At 56.6% G+C, this 19,994-nt stretch carries 15 protein-coding genes; 9 read left to right on the top strand and 6 right to left on the bottom strand.

Annotation, left to right across the window (positions count from 1 at the left end):
• Positions 1-170: 170 nt before the first annotated feature.
• From ACFQY0_RS11985 to ACFQY0_RS11955, 7 genes are all read left to right on the top strand, one after another.
• Positions 171-4,607 carry a PAS domain S-box protein gene (locus tag ACFQY0_RS11985; protein WP_379712639.1) on the top strand — a complete coding sequence of 1,479 codons (4,437 nt, stop codon included), beginning with the start codon at positions 171-173 and terminating at the stop codon, positions 4,605-4,607.
• 246 nt (positions 4,608-4,853) lie between these two features.
• Positions 4,854-5,324: a PA2169 family four-helix-bundle protein gene (locus ACFQY0_RS11980; RefSeq protein WP_379712637.1), complete on the top strand. Its 471-nt coding sequence runs from the start codon at positions 4,854-4,856 to the stop codon at positions 5,322-5,324.
• A gap of 45 nt (positions 5,325-5,369) precedes the next feature.
• On the top strand, positions 5,370-5,618 hold the full coding sequence (locus ACFQY0_RS11975) for a hypothetical protein (protein ID WP_379712635.1): 249 nt from the start codon (positions 5,370-5,372) through the stop codon (positions 5,616-5,618).
• Positions 5,619-5,706: 88 nt separating this feature from the next.
• Positions 5,707-6,216 carry a pyridoxamine 5'-phosphate oxidase family protein gene (locus tag ACFQY0_RS11970; RefSeq protein WP_379712633.1) on the top strand — a complete coding sequence of 170 codons (510 nt, stop codon included), beginning with the start codon at positions 5,707-5,709 and terminating at the stop codon, positions 6,214-6,216.
• A 22-nt stretch (positions 6,217-6,238) separates the two neighbouring features.
• Positions 6,239-7,363 (top strand): hypothetical protein, encoded by a 1,125-nt coding sequence (locus ACFQY0_RS11965; protein ID WP_379712631.1) that lies wholly within the window; start codon positions 6,239-6,241, stop codon positions 7,361-7,363.
• A gap of 168 nt (positions 7,364-7,531) precedes the next feature.
• Positions 7,532-8,920 (top strand): sulfatase, encoded by a 1,389-nt coding sequence (locus ACFQY0_RS11960; RefSeq protein ID WP_379712629.1) that lies wholly within the window; start codon positions 7,532-7,534, stop codon positions 8,918-8,920.
• A 173-nt stretch (positions 8,921-9,093) separates the two neighbouring features.
• Positions 9,094-10,224: a D-2-hydroxyacid dehydrogenase gene (locus ACFQY0_RS11955; protein WP_379712627.1), complete on the top strand. Its 1,131-nt coding sequence runs from the start codon at positions 9,094-9,096 to the stop codon at positions 10,222-10,224.
• A 7-nt stretch (positions 10,225-10,231) separates the two neighbouring features.
• On the opposite strand, the gene ACFQY0_RS11950 is transcribed toward ACFQY0_RS11955, so the two are convergent.
• From ACFQY0_RS11950 to ACFQY0_RS11940, 3 genes are all read right to left on the bottom strand, one after another.
• A complete protein-coding gene (locus ACFQY0_RS11950) occupies positions 10,232-11,137 on the bottom strand; it encodes an STING domain-containing protein (protein ID WP_379712625.1) in 906 nt (301 codons plus the stop codon).
• A gap of 198 nt (positions 11,138-11,335) precedes the next feature.
• Positions 11,336-13,357, bottom strand: coding sequence for a S9 family peptidase (locus ACFQY0_RS11945; protein WP_379712623.1), 2,022 nt, complete (start codon positions 13,355-13,357; stop codon positions 11,336-11,338).
• Positions 13,358-13,588: 231 nt separating this feature from the next.
• Positions 13,589-14,044: a hypothetical protein gene (locus ACFQY0_RS11940; protein WP_379712621.1), complete on the bottom strand. Its 456-nt coding sequence runs from the start codon at positions 14,042-14,044 to the stop codon at positions 13,589-13,591.
• Here ACFQY0_RS11940 and ACFQY0_RS11935 point away from each other — a divergent pair.
• On the top strand, positions 14,043-14,921 hold the full coding sequence (locus ACFQY0_RS11935; protein ID WP_379712619.1) for a hypothetical protein: 879 nt from the start codon (positions 14,043-14,045) through the stop codon (positions 14,919-14,921). The genes ACFQY0_RS11940 and ACFQY0_RS11935 overlap by 2 nt on opposite strands.
• A 21-nt stretch (positions 14,922-14,942) precedes the next feature.
• Here the strand turns inward: ACFQY0_RS11935 and ACFQY0_RS11930 are convergent, their stop codons facing one another.
• Complete coding sequence (locus ACFQY0_RS11930) at positions 14,943-15,635, bottom strand: spermine/spermidine synthase domain-containing protein (RefSeq protein WP_379712617.1); 693 nt, start codon at positions 15,633-15,635, stop codon at positions 14,943-14,945.
• A 129-nt stretch (positions 15,636-15,764) separates the two neighbouring features.
• On the opposite strand from ACFQY0_RS11930, the gene ACFQY0_RS11925 reads away from it, so the two are divergent.
• Positions 15,765-17,663: a sulfatase-like hydrolase/transferase gene (locus ACFQY0_RS11925; protein WP_379712615.1), complete on the top strand. Its 1,899-nt coding sequence runs from the start codon at positions 15,765-15,767 to the stop codon at positions 17,661-17,663.
• 51 nt (positions 17,664-17,714) lie between these two features.
• Here ACFQY0_RS11925 and ACFQY0_RS11920 read toward each other — a convergent pair whose 3' ends face one another.
• Positions 17,715-18,926, bottom strand: coding sequence for a 1-acyl-sn-glycerol-3-phosphate acyltransferase (locus tag ACFQY0_RS11920; protein ID WP_379712613.1), 1,212 nt, complete (start codon positions 18,924-18,926; stop codon positions 17,715-17,717).
• 61 nt (positions 18,927-18,987) lie between these two features.
• The gene (locus ACFQY0_RS11915) at positions 18,988-19,821 is read right to left on the bottom strand and encodes a methyltransferase domain-containing protein (RefSeq protein ID WP_379712611.1); all 834 of its coding nucleotides are present in this window, start codon (positions 19,819-19,821) and stop codon (positions 18,988-18,990) included.
• Positions 19,822-19,994 lie beyond the last annotated feature (173 nt).

Genomic DNA, 19,994 nt, shown 5'->3' with positions numbered 1-19,994 from the left:
GCCATTGCCAATCTGGACGAAGAGGCATGCCGAGCAGGTTCAGCCGGACCGCTAAACGAGAAACGGCAGTTAGAGAAAACGAGCGTGAATCACCATGGAGTTTCAACCATTTCACGAAGCCGGCTCGACAGGAAAGTTCGCTTGCGGAGCATTCGGTTATAGTGTGACTTATGTCTGAAAATCCCATGCCCTCGGACAATTCAGATGAACTCCTGGCGCAGCTCGCGCCGGATTTGAGGACTCGTATTAAGGATCTACTGAAACTCCGTAATTTAAGTTTTCATGACTGGTTGACCGAGCAGACTGAGAGGCAGGTAGAGGCCGATGACTGGATGGGCCTCGCCTTGAACGAAGGCCAGACAGTCGCCTGGAGATGGGAATATGAAACGGATCGTATCGATCTTTCCGAAAACGCTTCTGAAGTGCTGGGTTTGAAACCCGGAGGCACCTCAATCAGCAAGGCGGAAATGTTGGCCTTACTTCATCATGAGGATCTCCCGCGTGTAAGATCGGACCTTGCGCTGGAAAAGAACAAGGAACGATCAACGACGATCCAGTTCCGCATTTTGCGTCCTGACAATGGAGAGATTGCCTGGATCGAGCTACGAGCCCGGAATATCAAGGGACCACTGGGACCGCGGTTGATGGGAGCCGCCAACAACATCACCGCTCGGAAAAAGGCGGAGGAAACCCTGCGGGAGCGTGAGGAACATCTTCGCGCGATCATCGACAACACCCCCGAGTGCATCAAGGTCGTGGAACCGGGGGGAACCGTTCTTCAGATGAATCCCGCCGGACTGGAGATGGTCGAAGCCCCGTCCGAATCAACCATTCGGGGAGTCAGTGTTCTCAAGCTCATTGCACCCGAATATCATGACAGATTTCTAGCCTTCCACGAAATGGTTTGCGGCGGAAACAAGGGAGTTCTCGAGTTCGAGATCGTGGGAGATCGCGGCGCCCGACGATACATGGAATCCCACGCCGCTCCCCTGAAGCGACCGGATGGATCGACGGTTCAGCTTGCCATAACTCGAGATATCACGGCACGGAGGTCTGCAGAGAATGCGGTCCGCAGAGAAAGGGACCTACTCCGCGTCATTCTCGCCTGCATTGGAGACGCGGTGGTGACCACCGATACCTCAGGGATCATCACTCATATGAACGGCGGGGCCGAAAGGCTCACGGGCTGGAACAGCGATGCCGCTTCGGGGCAGCCACTTGATGCGGTTCTGCGACTCATCGACGAGCATTCAGGAGAGGAAATCACCTGTCTTCCGCCTCGTGAAGACCTCGCCAATTTTCCCGGCGCACTCATCCACGCCATTCTCCGCACCAAGGAGGGTGGGGAGACACTGGTGGAGTGCAAGTCTGCTCCGATTCACGGTGGACCCGATGAAGACTCAGGCGGCTCCGTCTGGGTTCTGACCGACATCAGCGAACGAAAAAAAGCGGAACTGACCCTCCGTGAGCACGCCGATCAGTTTCGTCACATTGCGAATAACGCGCCCGCCATGCTATGGCTCACCGATCCGGACGGACGCTGTACCTTTCTTTCCCAAGGATGGCTTGATTTCACTGGGCAGTCCGAAAGTGAAGGCCTGGGATTCGGCTGGCTCAAGGCGGTCCACCCCGACGACTTCGAGCGAAGCGGCAGAATCTTCCGGGAGGCGAATTCCAGTCAAAACCCCTTCTCAATTGACTACCGGGTTCGCCGTTATGATGGCGAATACCGTTGGGCTATCGACTCCGGCAGACCAAGGTTCGATGATAAGGGCAACTTCCTCGGCTTTATCGGATCCGTTATCGATGTCGATCAACGAAAGAGAGCCGAGGAGTTTCGCACTGGTCAGGCCTATCTGTTGGAATTGGTCGCAAGTGAAGAACCGCTGGATGGAATCTTGGACGAACTTGTGCGGTTTGTAGAGAGACAGATTCCGCAGGCGATTGCCTCGGTTCTCCTCTCTGACCCGAAGGGTGAGCTTCTTCGTCATTGGGCTGGGCCGAGCCTCCCGAAGGAATACACCGATGCCATTGATCGCATCCCGATCGCTCCATCAGCAGGCTCCTGTGGAACGGCGGCCTACCGCAGGGAGCCGGTCGTCGTGGAAGACATCGCCAGCGATCCGCTTTGGGGAGACTTTGGAGATGTGGCGCTGAGTCATTCACTGAGATCCTGCTGGTCTCATCCGATCCTCGCGACCGACGGCACCCTCCTCGGAACCTTTGCCATCTATTTCAGGGAAGTCAGGAAGCCGACTCCCTCTCAGATCAGGATTTTGACCGAAATGGCCCGATTTTCCGGGATGATCATCGAGCGTCCGCGGGCCCAGCAAGCCCTGCGGGAGAGTGAACAGCGACTACGAGCCTTCATCGACGCCACCTCGGATACCGCCTATCGGATCAGCGCCGACTGGTCGGAACTGCGTCAACTTCAGGGGAGCAATTTCATCATGGAGCCGGCCGAGCCCAGCCGGCTTTGGATTGAGACTTACGTGCATCCGGAGGATCGAGAACGGGTTCTCGAAGCGATCGAGAAAGCGGTTACCGGGAAATGCGCCTTTGAAATGGAACACCGGGTGATGAAGGAGGATGGCAACGTGGGCTGGGCCTTGTCGCGGTCGATTCCGCTCCTCAACCATGAGGGAGAGATCGTGGAATGGTTCGGCGCGGCAAGTGACATCACCGCGAGGAAAGAGGCCGCCGAGACGCAGAAGCGCACCGCGGAGACCTTCGCCAACCTCATTGAAAAGTCACCCTTTGGCATCTATGTCGTCGATTCCGATTTCCGAGTTGCGCAGATCAGTGCCGGGGCCGAACCGGCCTTTCGGAATGTCCAGCCGGTGATCGGACGCGACTTCGGCGAAGTGATGCACCGTCTCTGGCCTGAATCATTCGCGAATGAAGCGATCAATATCTTTCGCCACACGCTTGAGACCGGTGAGCCCTACACGTCGCCGGGCCTGACTGAAATGCGCCGGGACGTCGGATCCATCGAATCGTATGAATGGGAAGTCATCCGCGTGACGCTGGCGGATGGGCAGTATGGAGTCGTGTGTTATTACTTCGATTCAACTCGCCTGCAGACCGCGCTTGTCGCGCTCAAGGAAAGCGAAGAACGCTTCAGGATGCTGGCGGAAAACATGAGCCAACTAGCCTGGACCTGCGACGAACTCGGAGCCGTCACCTGGTACAACCAGCGATGGTTCGATTACACCGGAAGCACCTTCGCTGAGATGCGGGAATGGGGATGGAAAAAAGTGCATCACCCGGACCACGTCGATCAAGTCGTGGAGAAGATCGAGACCGCCAGGGATTCGGGGACGACCTGGGAAGACACCTTTCCCATCCGGGGAAAAGACGGAACCTACCGTTGGTTTTTGTCCCGAGCCGTTCCGATTCGGGATAGCGATGGGAAAATCGTGCGATGGTTCGGCACGAACACCGATGTCACCGAGCTGCGCGAGACTCAGCAACTCCTGCACGATGCCGATCGCCGCAAAGACGAATTCCTTGCGACCCTCGCTCACGAACTGCGCAACCCATTGGCGCCAATCCGGACCGGACTGGAGGTGATGAAGATGGCGAGCGACAACCCGGAGATCCAGGAGAAGGTCCGCAATACGATTGAGCGTCAGACGCAACAACTCGTTTCACTGGTCGACGACCTCATGAATGTTTCCCGAATCACCCGGGGAAAAATGGAACTTCGAAAGAGCAAGGTCGCTTTGATTGAGATCTTTCAGAGTTCCATCGAAGCGTCCCAGTCCCACATTGAGGAGGCCGGACATGACCTGCTCGTTTCTCAACCCGAGCACACCATTTTCCTGGAGGCGGATCGTAACCGAATGATCCAGATATTCTCCAACCTGCTCATCAACGCCGCGAAATACACACCGCCAGGGGGACGGATCCGCTTCTCCTCGGAAGTGCAAGATTCTCAAGTGACCGTCTCCGTTGAGGACAATGGGATTGGCATTCCTGAAAATATGTCGGATCGCATTTTCGAAATGTTTGCTCAGATCGACCGCCCTCAGGAAAAGGGATATTCCGGACTCGGGATTGGTTTGTGTCTGGTAAAGTCACTGGTCGAAATGCACGGCGGGTCGATCTCCGTGAGTAGCGATGGCCACCGAAAGGGCAGCGTCTTTCGCGTGAGTCTCCCCATTCAACGCGGAGCACTGACCCAGACTGACCTCATCGCCTCGCAGAAAGGACCCCGCAAGAGGGGCACGAGCCAGAAGGTGCTCATCGTGGATGACAATGTGGAAGCCGCGTCGATGTTGAGCATGGAAATCGAGATGTTCGGTCATCGCGTGGAAGTTGCACACGATGGCAGAGAGGCCGTGGATCTCGCCGCCGAGTTTCGCCCTGACATCATCTTCATGGATCTTGGGATGCCTCACATGAATGGCTATGAAGCCGCCCGGGCTATTAGAAAGAAAGCGTGGGGACAGGAAACGATGTTGGTGGCCCTGACGGGTTGGGGGCAGGAGAGCGATCGACAGAAAAGCAAGGAGGCTGGATTCGATCGGCATCTCGTGAAACCGGTAGCTGCCGAGGAACTTGAGAAAGCCCTCTCGTTTACAAAATTGCCGCCCATCGACTAGTCGGAGGAAAGAATGGCCAGCCCGAGCAGCGGCCCGCACGCTGCAATTTACGTCTCCGCCTGCTATTTGTTCATGCATTCTGCAATAACTCATCCGTATTGAGAGAACGAGGCATGCCGATCGTCCTCAGCTTCATCAAGCACCACTGATCTGTAACCCGTTGACTTTGGTCACATGAGGCAGCGGATTTTTGCGGTGGCCCGACCATGAATTTTGATCCGGCACATCATCTGCGGAGAGACTCGTATGAATTCAACGATCTTCTCCGACGCCACCGTCCCGCCAAATGACGCCCCGGAACTTCAGGAAGTCCTCACCCGATATGCTGACTCGCGGGATGGTTACCATCAGGCTGCAGAACTTATCGATCACGATGGACTAGCGCGGGAATTCCGACGCATTGCGGCACGGCGAACCCGTGTGATCGAACAGCTTGAAACGGCCATCCTCGTTCAGGGGAAGAAGCCCGATTCGGAAGGAAGCACGGAGGCAAAGCTTCACCGCTGGTGGATCGAAATGCGGACAGGGATGTCCGACGACGAACTTTCCGCAGTACTTTCGGAATGCCTTCGAGGAGAATTGGAATTGGAGCGCACCATTGCAAGTGCGCGGGATGATTCCCATGTGATGCCCGAACACCGACCACTCCTGTCCGAAGCGGCGGAGGAAAGTAAATCCACCGCCACCGAACTCGATACCCTGCTGAAAGCGCTGTGATCGAAGCAAACCCTTAGTCCCTCGCAGAATCCAACCAACAAAGCTATGCACTATCCAGATATTCTCAATCCCAGCAAGCTCGCCCGTCATGCCCGTCGCCCCTTTCATCACTCGATGGTCGATGACATCAGGCACAGCGTATCACGAATCGAGCTCTCCACAGCCTCGCTTGTCGCGATCACCGCGGCCGCCTCAATCGGAACCGGCCTGGCCTTGTATTTCCTAAGCAAAAGGGAACGCGACCTGGAGTGCCAGGCCTCCGAACGCCCGGAAAATCCACGCCTTCATACCTGATATGAATCGCCTGAGGAAACCAAGGTCCCCGAAGACGAGGGGTCGATTGAGAGCCTCCAACCTAACTATAAGCCCACCTAACATCTCCATGAGCACGATCAAAAACCTCACCGGCCAGGATGCCGTCTACAAACTCCGCGAACTGATTGGCGAATCACCAACCTGCATGCTGGCCACGCAGTTGGGCGTCGTCCCCTTCCATGTCTGTCCGATGCAGGCCCAGCAAATTGATAAGGAAGGGCGCATCTGGTTCTTCAGCGGAGCTGATTCCGAGCACAATCGGCATATTGCCACGGATGGCAGGGTTCAGCTGATTCTCACCAACTCCAAGGACTTCGAGTTTCTGACCGTCTTTGGCACCGCCACCATCGTTCGAGACGATCAGGCAAAGATCGATGAACTATGGTCGACCGCAGTTTCTGCCTGGTTTCCCGGCGGGAAGGAGGATCCTAATCTCACGCTTCTCTCCATCGAACCCAATAAGGCGCACTACTGGGAAACCCATAACGGCAACATCGTCACAATGGCCAAGATGATCGGAGACGCAATTTTCAAGACTGACTCCGAGATCGGGGTCGAGGGAAACCTGAATGTTTAAACGCTATCACTCTATTAAACTTATGAAAAAGTCCTACACAGCGGCCCGCTTGCTCATAGCCGGTGCGGTAAGCCTGACCGCAGCACAAACCGTCTGGAGTGATACGGTTCCAGCGGGGAAAGAGGCAGTTCCTGCCGGAAAAGACGCCGTGCCAGCCGGAACCGGTGATCAACCGGCCGGCCAAGATGCCGTCCCAGCCGGGAAGGATACCATTCCGGTGGGAAAGGATGCGCGGCCTACGGGTGAAAATACCGAACGCTTCCCCAGAGATGGCACTGCTATCGATGCCCGCGAAACCCCGACAGATGGAGCCTCAAACGGCACGGCGCTCCCGGATGGCGTTTTCGAATCTCGCTGGGCAGTCGCCTACGAAAAGCTGACGGACGCCACCAGCTCACGAACCACACCCGACGCCGCTCCCGAACCCTCAGCAGAGACACGCGCTTGGGCAAGTGCGGCGATTCAATCCGCCGGCGAAGGACGTCCAAAAAACCTTTTCACCGAGGACTGGTGGAACGAGAACGGTGCGCCCTTCCAGGCAAGGGAAAGAGGGCATTACTCGACTTCAGGGGAGGCTTCCAAGTGGTGGAAGCAATCCACATGGCAGGAAATTTCCAGCTTTTTGAAACTCGAGGATCAACCTGCTGTCTTCGCCTATTTCCCCGGTGACAATATCGTGATCGAAGACGGATCCGTTGAGATTGAAGACTCCACAATCACGACCCAACAGGATTACCTGTATTCGGCCAGGGAACTCGCCGATGCACCTCTCGCCGTAACCCAACCGATCAGCAAACGCTGGATCCCTCTCGGTACCTTCATCCTTTCTCCCGATTCGGAAAAGCAAGAAGGCCCTCAGGCAATCCAACTCGCTCTGGGAGACCAGGGAGACATCACCGGCACTTATGTCAATTGGCCTCAGGGAAGGGTGCATCCCATCCATGGACGCTATGATCCAGACTCGCAGCGAGTCGCACTGAGAGTCGATGGAAACACGCCAGTCGTCCTCGACACCGGACTCTACAATCTCACTCTTTCCAGCACTCCCCTCTTCTCCCATTCGCCATCCGGCACGACGGAGACATGGTTGCTCGCCCGGATGGAGGCAGAGTCATCCGGTGGTTCTGAAAAGGACGACGAACCGTGAGTCCAACTTAACTGGCACCGCTCGCGGCGGAAAAGTAATAGGCTGACAGAAATCAACCCCTCACGAAGATTCGTGAGGGGTATTTCGATTGATGTCCAAGATTGGGACTGCTTGGCTATCGGGCCTCCTCGGAAAAGAAAGTCCTGTTCCTATCGGAGAAAACTCACCATGAAACCCACTACCCTCTTCAGACTGCTGACCTCACTGATCGTTTTGTCGAACAGTCCATGCCTGGCTGAGAAGAAACCGAATGTCCTCTTCATCTCAGTCGACGACTTGAACGATTGGGCCGGCTATCGGGGAAACTCTCAGGTCATTTCACCCAACATGGATCGTCTGGCAAAGTCGGGAACCTGGTTTTCCAAAGCCTATTGCCAGTATCCCGTTTGCGGGCCGTCGAGAGCCAGTGTGATGAGCGGACTCTACTACCACCAGCTCGGATCACCGAAGCTTCAGGCGGATGATCAGTTTGTCGAAGACAAGGTCCAATCAATGGGCTCTGAGCTGCTTCACGGCTACTTCCGGAAACACGGTTACAAAACGATGGCGGTGGGGAAAATCCTCCACAAGCACCTGCCGGAAGAGAACCTCGATCTTTCGGGGGGTCGTGGAAAATGGAATCACAATCGTGATGCAAAGGGAAAACAGGTTGAATCCAATTGGAAGAGCAACAAGACGCTCACGGACTGGGCCTATTACGAAGGCAAGGAGAGTCAGATGAGCGACAGCAAGGCCGCGAAGTGGGCGGTCGAACGACTTGGAGAAAAACATGACAAGCCCTTCATGTTGATGGTCGGATTCCTGAGGCCTCACACTCCCTGGCATGTCCCGAAGAAATATTTCGACAGATATGATCGGGAAAAGATCAGCTTGCCACCTTACAAAAAGGACGATCTCGAGGATGTCCCGGTGGCCGGCAGGGAAACCATCAATGACGGCTATCCACGAACGGAATGGGCCGAGCAGGCAAACCAGTGGCAGCACATCATCCAGAGCTATCTGGCCAGCATTACCTTTGTGGACTCCAAGATCGGCGAAGTTCTCGACGCTCTGGAAGCAAGCCCCTATCGAGACAATACCATCGTCGTGCTCTGGTCCGATCATGGCTATCACATGGGTGAGAAAAACACCTTTCAAAAACACACACTCTGGGAGCGTTCTGCTTCTGCCCCCCTCATCATCAGCCTGCCTGCTAGCATGAATGGCGAGAAGTATCGCGGACGGACGGATGGCGTCGTCGGCCTCATCGACCTCTATCCGACCTTGGTCGATCTCTGTGGTCTACCTCCTAACAGCAAAGTGGTTGGCCGAAGCCTCAAGCCTCTGATTCTCGACCGAGATGCCGTCTGGGACTACCCAGCACTCACCTATCGCAAGGACGGAGGAAAGGCCATTCGCAATCAACGTTATCGTTATATCGAGTACGGTGATGGGTCGATGGAACTCTACGACCATGAGAAAGATCCCAATGAGTGGAAGAATCTTGCGACCAACCCCGAGTACGCTGACGTCCTGAAATCGATGCGCGCAGCGCTTGCCGAAAACCATCACGACTAACCGGTGCTACCCCGCCACAAGGATTCGGGAGAACGGCCGCCTTTTCATCGGCGGCCGAGGCCCTGGTTTTTCGGGAAAGGGGAAGAGGTAGCACCTTGTTATTTTGCTGACTAATTCCGGAAACATCGGGCTTTGATGATCCGTAGTTCAAACGCGGGTTGTCCGCTTAAGTTATGAAACCTGTAACCATCGCTCTCGCCTCCAGTTTTCTCGCCGTTCTAACGGCCAACATTTCCTTCGCCCAAGCGCCGACGCCGACGCCGACGCCGATGCGCGAGGTGGCCGAGGAGTTGGGTTCTTTGCGCAATTCCAAGGTGGCGGTTCCCATGCCCGAGGGAAAGACCGAGCTGACCTACTTCGCCGGAGCCATGTCCGATGAGGAGATTGCAGAACTCGGACGCATGGCTCCGAACTTGAAAGTCATTGCGGGATTGTCTCGGAAGGAAGCTCTGGAGAGGGCGCAGGAGGCCCATGGCATTGATGCGAGCTTCGCCAACGAAGCCTTCTTGAAGAAGGCTGAGAAGCTTGCTTGGGTGCAGGTTCCATCGGCCGGTGTCGATCGCTACCTCGGGCTTGATCCACTGATCGAAAACGACGGCATCGTCCTGACCAACAATCGCGCGGTGCATGGACCTGCGATTGCCGATCACTCGATGGCGATGCTGCTTTCATTGACGCGCAACCTCCCCTTTTACGCGGAAAGTCAGGCGAAGGGAAATTGGGCACGTGGTGAAGCTCCGACCAAGGGAGTAGCCCTCGAGGGGAAAACGATGTTGGTCGTCGGGATCGGCGGAATTGGAAGCGAAATTGCCCAGCGGGCGCATGCTTTCGGCATGCGGGTAATCGGAACGCGCCGCTCAGACACACCCTCTCCCGAATATATTGAAAAAGTCGGTAAGCCCGATGAGTTGCTCGCGATGCTGCCCGAGGCTGATGTGGTGGCGCTGGCGGTGCCGCTGACCCCGGAGACCACGGGTCTCCTCGATGCCGAAGCGTTTGCTGCGATGAAAAAGGGTTCGTACTTGATCAACATTTCGCGCGGTAAAGTGGTCGATACAGCTGCCTTGGTAACCGCACTGGAAAACGGGACGCTCGCCGGAGCCTGTCTGGACGTGACGGAGCCTGAACCACTGCCGAAGAATCACGCGCTGTGGAAGATGCCTCATGTCATCATCACGCCCCATGTCGCTTCCCGATCTGAGGTCACCGACCAGCGTCGGGCGGCGCTCTTCCGGGAGAATATGCGCCGTTTCGCAGCTGGAGAGCCCTTGCTCAACGTCGTGGATAAGAAAGCCGGCTACTGACGTCGGCTCAGCGCTCACGGACAAGATCGAGCATCGCCGCAGGAGACACTCTGCGGAAGTGCTCGTCATACAATGAGCTCAGGTCCTCGAGTTGGTGAATCCCGAGATGGCGAACCGCAGCCAAGCCCGTGGTCGAATGGAAGAGCCCGTGCAAATGCCGCTCGAATGCCGTAACCTGCTGTTCCTGCATCCGCTCGATCACGATCTCAGCCAAGGGAGCCTTGCCGTTTTCCTCCAACCACATGTTCCAGGATTCATAATAGTCGTGAAGGGTGTAGAGGGTCGTGGGAAAATCGAAATATAGATCCTCTTCAGATTGCGGCCCGGTGACCCGTGAAATGATGAGGATCGACCGTTTGATCACGCTGGCACCGCTCTTGTAAATTCCCTCGAGTTCTCTTTTGCCCGCCCACTGACGAATTTGCGGTTCGACCACCGTTTTGAAGTCCTCGAGCTCGCGGATATTGCTGGGGCAAACAACCCGAAAGACGAGCGGGCGGCCACGCTTGCGACTCTCCATCCTCACAAGAATCAATGCGGCCACCAAAAAGTTGGAGAAATACCCAAAAGCCAATGCGCGACCAATGTCATAATGTTCCGTGCCGTCGAGCAGCCCGCGCAATTGACGCTTCTTCAGATGCAGGCCAATCCCCAAAGCGACCAAAAGAGTCAGCAGGGTATTCATGCCTCCGCTCGTGATGGTGGCGAGAAGGTTCTCAGGGAGCCAAGCCAGCCAGCCGTCCGGACCAGTGGCATTCTGGAAAATGTCGAGAAGCGAGGTCATCACCAACGACACGGTGGCGACCCGGGAAATCCACGGATAATCGTTCCAGATTTCAGCGAACCAGCGCAGCCAGCCATCGGCGGGTGCAGGTGCGGGTGGAGGAACGGGACTCGAGGCAGACTTGGCCATTGGTTCCGATGGGATAGCCGGAGTTGATAGAGGAGGCAAATCCAGAATCCTCAGTACATCGGAATCCAAATCGCCGCCCATCCTTGCCCGACCGGCAACCTAAAGACCGACCTCAGGGATTCCGGAACCTGATTCACCCGAAGCTTTTCGCGGGCGGACTCTCCAATCAACTCGACCTAGAAAATGAAACCTGCGAATTCATTTTTCGGGAGCCGTCTGATATTCATAGTCCACTCCATGCACGTGCCGGGCGAACCACTCGAGTTCCTTGTTGATCCTGAACAATTGATGACTCGGTCGTCTCCAGCCATGCGCTTCCCCAGGTGCCACGTAAAGTTCGGTCGTCACGCCTTGATCGCGCAGACCACGAAAGAGGATCTTCGACTGGGATGCGGGGACTCGCCGGTCGTTCTCGCCGACAAAGATCAGCGTCGGCGTGGTGACCTTCCACAACTGCGAGACCACCGAGGTATCCTGATAACTCCGGGTAGGCGCATTTTCCTGCCAGGGTGTTCCCCCAAACCAGGGGATTCGCCCATAGGAGACATCGGTTTCACCAAATTGCGAGACCCAGTCGACGGCGCCCGCACCGCTTGAAGCCGCCTTGAAACGATCGGTGACGGTGATGATCTTATTCGTCATGTGTCCTCCGGCACTCCATCCCTTCTTGACCAGTTTGTCGGGATCCGCGAGACCGGCTTCGATGAGATGATCGACTCCGCGGAGCACGTCGAGGTGTGAGTTTCGAAAATAGCCACCAACCATATCCTGGAGGAAGGGATCCCCATAGCCGGTGCTTCCCCGGTAGTTCGGCATCAAGACGCCATAGCCCTGGGCCGCCACCACCGGCAAGTAGTGGCCGGATTTCCAGCTGCCGAATTTATCTGACTTGCGGGGCCCGCCATGAGTCTGGACCACCAGCGGAAAGCGCTCTCCCTTCGTGTAGTTCAGAGGATAGACGAGTAGTCCTTCCACCGTCACTCCGTCCTCACCCTGCCACTCGATCTTCTCCTGCTTCGGCAAAAGAAAGCGCGAGCCCAGATCCTCATGGACATCGGTTAGACGGCTAAGTTCCCGATCCCCTCGCTTCAAACTCCACAGATCCCCTCTTTCGACGGCACTCTGAATTCCCAACAGATGCACGCCAAGTTCGGGATCGTAACTCCACTCGGTCGTGGTTTGATCACCCTCGGTGAGCTGACGGGTTCCGCCGCTTTCCGGATCATGAAAATACAGCTGCGCGGTGAGCCCGGTGTTACCGATGAAGTAGATGCCACCTTCTTCACCACCCCAGGCATACGCCAGGATCTCCCCAGGGAAATCTTCGGCAACCTCGGTGGTTTCACCGCTGAGGCGATCAAGGATGAACAGGTTCGAGTTGCAGTAGCTGCCACCCTGGCGGTCAACGGAAGCCAGATAGGCCAACCGGTCGCCGTCGGGAGAAACACGGGGCATCAGTTCGAGATGCTCATTCTCTGTCCACTGGCGCGACTCCGCACCGTCCAGATTCATCGTCCAGAGTTCCGCCTCGGGGAGCTGATCGAGCAGTGGGCCGGGGGCCAGCACGACTACCAGTTCGTTGCCGCCGGGGGCGATCGAGAACCTGACCACCGACCGATCCTCCGGGCTGACTCGCATGTTTTCACCCGAGACCACATCGATTTTCCAGAGTAAGCTCTGGCGTCGCTGATCTTCAAATAGCGGAATCAAGGTCTTCTTCTCGAGCCCCTTGCGCTCGTCCTTGGGCAGCGATTTTTTTGCCAGATAATAGATGACGCGTCCGTCCGGACTCCACTTCAGCTGCGACGGCTCATCATCGAGTTTCCCAAGGCGAAACGCCTCTCCTCCGTCGGCATGCATCAGATAGATCTGCGCCACTGCGTCTCCCGGGCGCTTCGAGACAAATGAAATCAACGCACCGTCCGGAGCCCAGGCAGGTTCTCTAACCGAATCGGGACCATGGGTCATGGCCCGCGCCTCCTCGCGGGCGAGGGACTTCCTCCACAACTTTGTCACCGACTTGTTGAGCGCCCAATCGGTCTCGCGCTGCAGGTAGAGCAGCGACTTTCCATCCGGTGACAACTCTCCTTTCGAGACATCGGCCAGTGAAAGAAAATCCACCGGCGTCATTTCAACAGGAGCAGCGCTCAATCTCAAGGTGATCATCAACGAGGCCGCGAAATGGTAACGCCGAGGCTTGAATCTTGGAGTGGAAATCATCTGTGAATGGAAAGGTTTCAACCTCCTTTCAAGGTCCGAAGGAAGAGGCTCAGGCATGCCACAGCATCTCGCACACCACGAAGAGCGAGAGCGCGAAAATAGAATCTTCGGACTCCGCGGAACCGTCCGAAAGGCGCGCAAAGTCGTGGGCAAGTGCTCTGGTCGCCAGAAAAAGCACCAAAAAAAAGACCTCCCGAAGGAGGTCTTGAAAGAGATCTGTAATGAATCGATTTAGGCGTCCTTGGCTGCGCACTCCTTGGCCACTTTGGCAGGGTGCTTCAGTTTGGTGCGAACGTCTCTAGGGTTCATCAAAGCCACGACAGCTTCATCCATTCCCAAAGCGATGAGACGCTTCTTCTGGTCGTTTTGACGCTTCCTTTTCGCTCCACCGGACTTGGTTGGGCGAGTCATGTTTTTGTTCCGCTGATTTGTCGTAGCCATGTCGGTATGTTGTTTCCTAGCTGAAAGAAGAGGGTGAATTCCGCCCGTTTGGCTGGGCGCCAGCCGCGAGAGGGCGGCCTCAATAGATTCCTTGGCGAACCACGTCAACTGGAATCCTATTTCGCGCCACTCGGGGAAAATCCCGCGCCGAAAGGTCCTCTCCTCCCCTGCTCGACCGGATTTTTGCATTTTGTTGACAATTGCCACGTCCATCCGTCGTAGAGGATCCTGCGCATTTGCCATCATGAAAACCCTCCATCCGTTCCTGCTACTTCTCCTCTTCGTAACCACCGCGTCAGGCCAGAATGGTGCTTGGGGCTACAAGAGCCATCGCATGGCCATCAGCTTTGATGGGAACAGCGCGCCCGATCATCAATACAAATGGCCCACCGGCGATCCCGACGACTGGGGGGCGCTTCCCGCGTCCTGCGCCATCATCGCCAAGCTCGGCCTGCAGGCCAGGCTGGTCCATTGCTCCTACAACAACTTCATCGATGCACCCGCTGGACCCGACTCCGAGAATCAATTGAAGATCGGCGCCGACGGGGTCATCGAGCGCTGGGGATTTCCGAAGGAAGTGTTCTTCGATGTGACCCGTCAACGCGAAGAATCGATCGAACAGCTCGCCAACGAAATGGCCAAATCCAGCGAGGATGACCGTCTCTACTTCATTCACGCTGGCTTATCCGAGTTCCTTTACCTTGCCGTCGAGAGGGTGATCGAAAAGGGGCAAATCGAGAAGCTCTCGCACGTCTACCTGCTTTCCCATAGTGGATTCAATGAGAATGAAAAACGGCGGGTCAACCACCGTGACTGGAGCGACGTTCAGGCTCTCTCCGGCGAGCGGATTCGTTACAAGAAGATCAAGGATCAGAATGCCAAGGAGCATCCAGACAAGCTATGGCACAGCGGCTCGGACTTTTCCGTTTGGTTCTGGATGAGGGATCATCCGAATGCTGACGTGCGCTGGATGTATTCAAGACTCGAAGCCCACTCTGGCAAGGTGGCGGACATATCCGATTGTGGCATGGTCTTCTATCTTCTGCTGGGAGATGAAGACGGGAGCCCGGAAAAGTTCCGCGCTTTCATCGGTGACGGAATTCTCCCCGATGCAAAAGATTAATCCGCCCTTCGGAAATGGTGCTCATTGCTCAGTCTTCAAGCGTGCCACGTAGATCCGGTGCCACATTTCGTCGGAATCCCTGTGAGGGGGCACCGGATGCTCCTCCAGATGGAAACCCGCTTTCTTCAGAACCTTTTCAAGCTTCGGCGAAGGGACGGCCATCCAGTAGGCGAGGCAGCCGCCAGGATTGAGCGATTCCTTCAGAAGCGCCAAAAAGCTCGGCGTGTAGAGCTTCACATTGTCGGTCGTGATGACCGCATCAGGCGTGTCATCGATGTCGATCAGGATTGCATCGTAGGTATCCCCTTCTCCGAGGCAGTCGTGGAGGTCGGCAAGAATCACATGGGTTCTCGGATCGTCCAGCAAGGGACCATTGTGCTCCACAAGGTAGGTGCGGTTCCATTCGATGACCTGGCTCATCAATTCCGCCACATCCACCGTCGCCGGTGAGCCAATCAACTCGAGAACCCGCTTGAGGGTGAAGCCCATGCCCAAGCCGCCGATCAGCACGCGCGGATGCTCCGGACGGACCGGAGAATCTTCCAGAAGATCGACGCAGCCCAGGTCCGCAAGCATCTGCTCGGACCACGTCAGATTGGTGCTCATCAGCTCCAGACCGTTGTATTCGAGGATGAATTCCCCATCCTGCTTGAGCAGGGTGAGCAAGGATCCGTCAGGTAGACTGGTTCTATCCAATTCGATATAGGGACTCATGCCCTCAAGCATCCCCGAATCCTTCCCTTCGGCAAGACCATTGGCAGTAGGCTGGAACGATCGGTCGACCGCGGTCTTCCGTCAGGCTTGGCTCGACTCGGGCCATGCATTGTCGATACTTCCCTCCCGATGCTTGAAAAGTCCATGAATCTGGTGAGGCGGACGGGACTGTCCGCAGCCGCCCTCTTTCTAACAGCTCTGTCTCCCAGTGGGGCAGCAGAGCGGCCCAACATCCTCTGGCTGTCCGCCGAGGACATTTCACCGAACTTCGGATGCTACGGGGACCCCCATGCGATCACCCCACAGGTTGATGCGTTGGCCGATGAAGGGATGCGTTTTTCCCATGCCTTCACCTCAGCGGGGGTTTGTGCTCCCTGCCGGAGTTCGATCATCACCGGGATGTACCAGAACGCGATCGGGACACATCACATGCGCTGCAATGCAACCATGCCGGATTGGTTGAAGCCTTTTCCGCTCTATCTGCGGGAGGCGGGATACTACTGCACGAACAACAGCAAAACCGATTACCAGTTCCGAAAGCCATCCGCCGCCACGATCTGGAACGAGAGCAGCTCGAAAGCCGACTGGAAGAACCGACCGGATGGCTCGCCATTCTTCGCCGTCTATAATTTCAACGGATGTCATGAGACCGGCATCGAATCGAAGGAGAAGTATGAAAACGTAAGCGCCGTGCTGAAAGATTCCGAGCGTCAGGATGCCGATAAGCTCACCACCCTGCCCCCCTACTATCCCGATACTCCGGTCGTTCGGGAAGACTGGAAGAGGAATTACGAACTCATCACGGCGCTTGATCACTGGGTGGGCGAGCACATTCAGAAACTCAAGGACTCTGGTTTGTATGAAGACACCATCATCATGTTCTGGTCGGATCACGGCGTGGGCCTGCCTCGCGCGAAACGCTGGCTCTACGACTCAGGAACACGGATCCCCCTGGTCGTGCGAATTCCGGAGAAGTTCCGGGTGGGTGAGCAAGGCACTCCGGGATCAGTGAACGACGCCTTGATCAATTCAACCGACTTCGGCCCGACGGTAATGAACCTCGCTGGTCTGCCGACACCGGCGCATATGCATGGTCAGGCAATTCTTGGTGAGGGTCTTCCGGCGGCTCGGGAATATGTTTATGGCGCGAGGGACCGGATGGACGAGCGCTACGACATCATTCGCGCCGTGCGTGACAAGCGCTACCGCTACATCCGCAATTTTGAGGCCACAAAGCCTTACTATCAGTACATGAACACTCCGGAAAAAGGAGCCACGATGCGCGAGATCAGGCGTCTACAGAAAACTGGTCAACTCCCTGAAGCTGCAGCCCTTTTCACCGCAGCGCACAAGCCGGCTGAGGAACTCTACGATCTTCAGACCGACCCTCACGAAATTCACAATCTCGCAGAGGATCCCAAATTCAGGGCGATCAAGGCGCGGATGTTAGAAGCGCTGACCGCGTGGCAGAGAAAGATTGGCGACATGGGGCTCATTCCCGAATCGGAGCTGGAGCGCCTGGTGAAAACACGGGGGTCGACGTATGAGGTCTTATCGCGGGAGGCGGAGGTGCTCGAGGAAATGACACGCGCAGCGGTGCTGGCATCGACAGGGCCGGAGGCATTTCCGGAACTCATCCAGCTCGTTGACTCCAGCAATCCGACAGTCCGCTACTGGGTGTCCACCGGAATCGGAAACTTCGCGACCGAGGCCGGAAAAGCCGAACAGCAAATTCTCGGTAAGGCCGTCGAGGATGAGGTGCCTGCCGTAAAAATCGCTGCGGCACGCGCGCTCTGCCGAAGTGGAAAGCCGGAAACCGGCCTTCCCGTTCTGATCGACGAACTTTCATCAGATAACCAGTGGGCGCGTCTGGAGGCCGCGATCGTGTTAGACGAACTTGACGAGACCGCTCGACCGGCACTTCCGGCGTTGCAGGCCGCACTGAAGAATCAGCCTAACAAATACATCGTCCGGGTGGCGAACAAGGCCGTGAACGATCTCCTGGGAACACAGGCAGTGGTGGAATGAGCTCGGCCCTCCAGAGGCAGGAAATCGACACCTCGCGCATTTGGGCTGAATTCATCTGAGATCGGTCCCAGTGGGCTCAATTTTTCGGCAGGACTTGCTGGATTCGAGCATCATTTCCATGGACTCGCGAATCTCTGCTGTAATCGGATCGTTCTCCCGGGGGCGCTTGAGCTTGCAGGTGACTTCAATCGCATCACCCACCGTGATGACCGCCCGGAGCGGATAGTGAGGTCTTGCCACGTCTGTTAGGTCCTCCTCATAGCGCTCGACGGTTTCCAGAATACGCTCCGGCGTCGCATCTTCGATGTAGTCGCCGGGGTAGCAGTGCAACTGCTGCACAAGATACAGATCGGCGAGCTGGCGCCATCGCTCTTCGCGTTCGACCTTGCTGATATTCCCACCGATCATCCCGCGCAGGATCGCCGTGCGAAGCCGCTTTACGCGGATCATCGAGTCCCCGTCATGGCGACTGTTCGTCCACCGCACCTCCATCGGAATGAGAAGATGATCGATGAGGTGCTGAAGTCGTTCACGAAATGAACCCTGACGGGTCTCGCCGAGATACTCGATTTCCTTCAGACCCAGCAATGCGGCTCCCGCCTTGAGGATCCGATCTCCGAGCGGCAGATGGATTTGCGGCTGCCAGGAAAGCCGGTGCTCGATCTCCTCTACCACGGGGAGCAGGGTCTTCCGGAGGTCTCCTTCGAAGAAGTAGCGTAGGAATACCGGGTGAATGATGGCTTTGCCATCCTTGCGGGCCCTCGCCGCCGCACGGGCCATGAAGGCCGGGCCTTCCCGGATGTTCAGGAGGCGGTCATTGCTTCGCGTGATGAAGCCCTCGCCAAAGATGACCAATGGGAATCGACCTTTGATCACTGTTTTGATCGCACACTTCAACGAACCGCGATCCATTCCTTCCCGATAGATGCTGAACGCGCCGATCCGTGGTGCGACGAAGCGCTGAAACTTGCTGTCCATGAAAACATGCCAACTCGACATGACGCTGAAGGGACGGCCCACTTCCTTGGCTAGGGAATCGAGAACCAATGGGTCGCAGGGGCGGAGGTGATTGGGCACGAGGATGACTCCATTCCCATCCTCCAGCGATCGTCGGAGCTTTTCCGTGCCGACACACTCGATGGAGCGAATGCCGTGATCCTTTCGCAGTTGGCGAGGAAGAATCCAGCTCAACACCCGATACAAGCAGGGACTGAATCGTGGCGGAACGAAGGAATAGGGTTGATCGATGATGATGCGCTGCATTGAGGACGCCGAAGCTCATGGGCTTCTAGCAAGCGCCCGACCCATCAGGCGACGACCGAATTCACGCAGGGCTCGAATCTCCGGATTTCCTCAATAGCAAGAACTTCACCCGGCGTTCATCCCCGGAGGCCCGTCCAAAAACAGCCTCGGGCCGGCAGCCGGGCAAGCTCGAGGGGTCAAACGAAGGCGGCACCTTGATCCAGTGCTCCTGAATGTGGTGGGCGGAACTGAGAATCTGTTCGCATGGCGGCAGAGCATCCAGCGTGACCCGCTGCTTGTCATACTTTTCGCCCCACGGAGGATCCACGAATAGAAGGTCCGCCTCGAGATCCGAAACCACTTCGCACGCATCTCCACAATGGAAACGAATGCGATCCGCGACACCATAAACCTTTGCATTATGTCGGGCCATTGCGAGCCGGCCCGAATCGATCTCGATGGCCGTCACTTCGCAGCCTGCCCGAGCGAAGCCGATGGCGTTTCCGCCAACCCCGGCACACGCGTCAATCACCCGCCGGCCCTGCGCACGTTTGCCCATTTCGTAAGCGAGAGCTTCGGGTGTTAGAGAGTAGCGTCCCTCGGCATCGACTCGGGTCGCCGCTTGAGTAAAGCCCTTGCTGCCCTTTCGGTAACGACGAGCTTCTTCGGCCAAGGCCTTGCGCAATTCCTTGCGCTGCAATGGAGGCCTGACGGAAAGCGAAAGCATGGTCCCGCCGATGCCGACGCCACGAAGCCTGGCAGACAAATCGGCCGCCGCCTTCCGGTCGAGCGAGGAATGCGCTTCAAGCATGCCATCGTCCGACTCCACGACATGCCAGGAACCAGGCCCCAACAGGCGCCTCCAATCCAGCCACGCCGGCATGGCTCCAACGCACACGTCAATCGGTCGGCCCATCGGCTTGATCTGTGAATGGTTTTCTCATCTCCTCGTCACGACTATCGCTGAGACCGTCCTCTCCAGCTCATCTTGTTCACCAGAATTCCTCCTGCAAGCCTACCCGGCGGGATTCTTCGAAATTGCCCCATCGCAGGAAATGGGCAGGTGAATTTGGATGACGGGTGTCCACG

Source organism: Haloferula chungangensis, from assembly GCF_042664875.1.
Classification (GTDB): Bacteria; Verrucomicrobiota; Verrucomicrobiia; order Verrucomicrobiales; family Akkermansiaceae; genus Haloferula; species Haloferula chungangensis.
The sequence above is the reverse complement of the archived record's forward strand: the minus strand, read 5'-3'. Positions and strand labels throughout refer to the sequence as shown.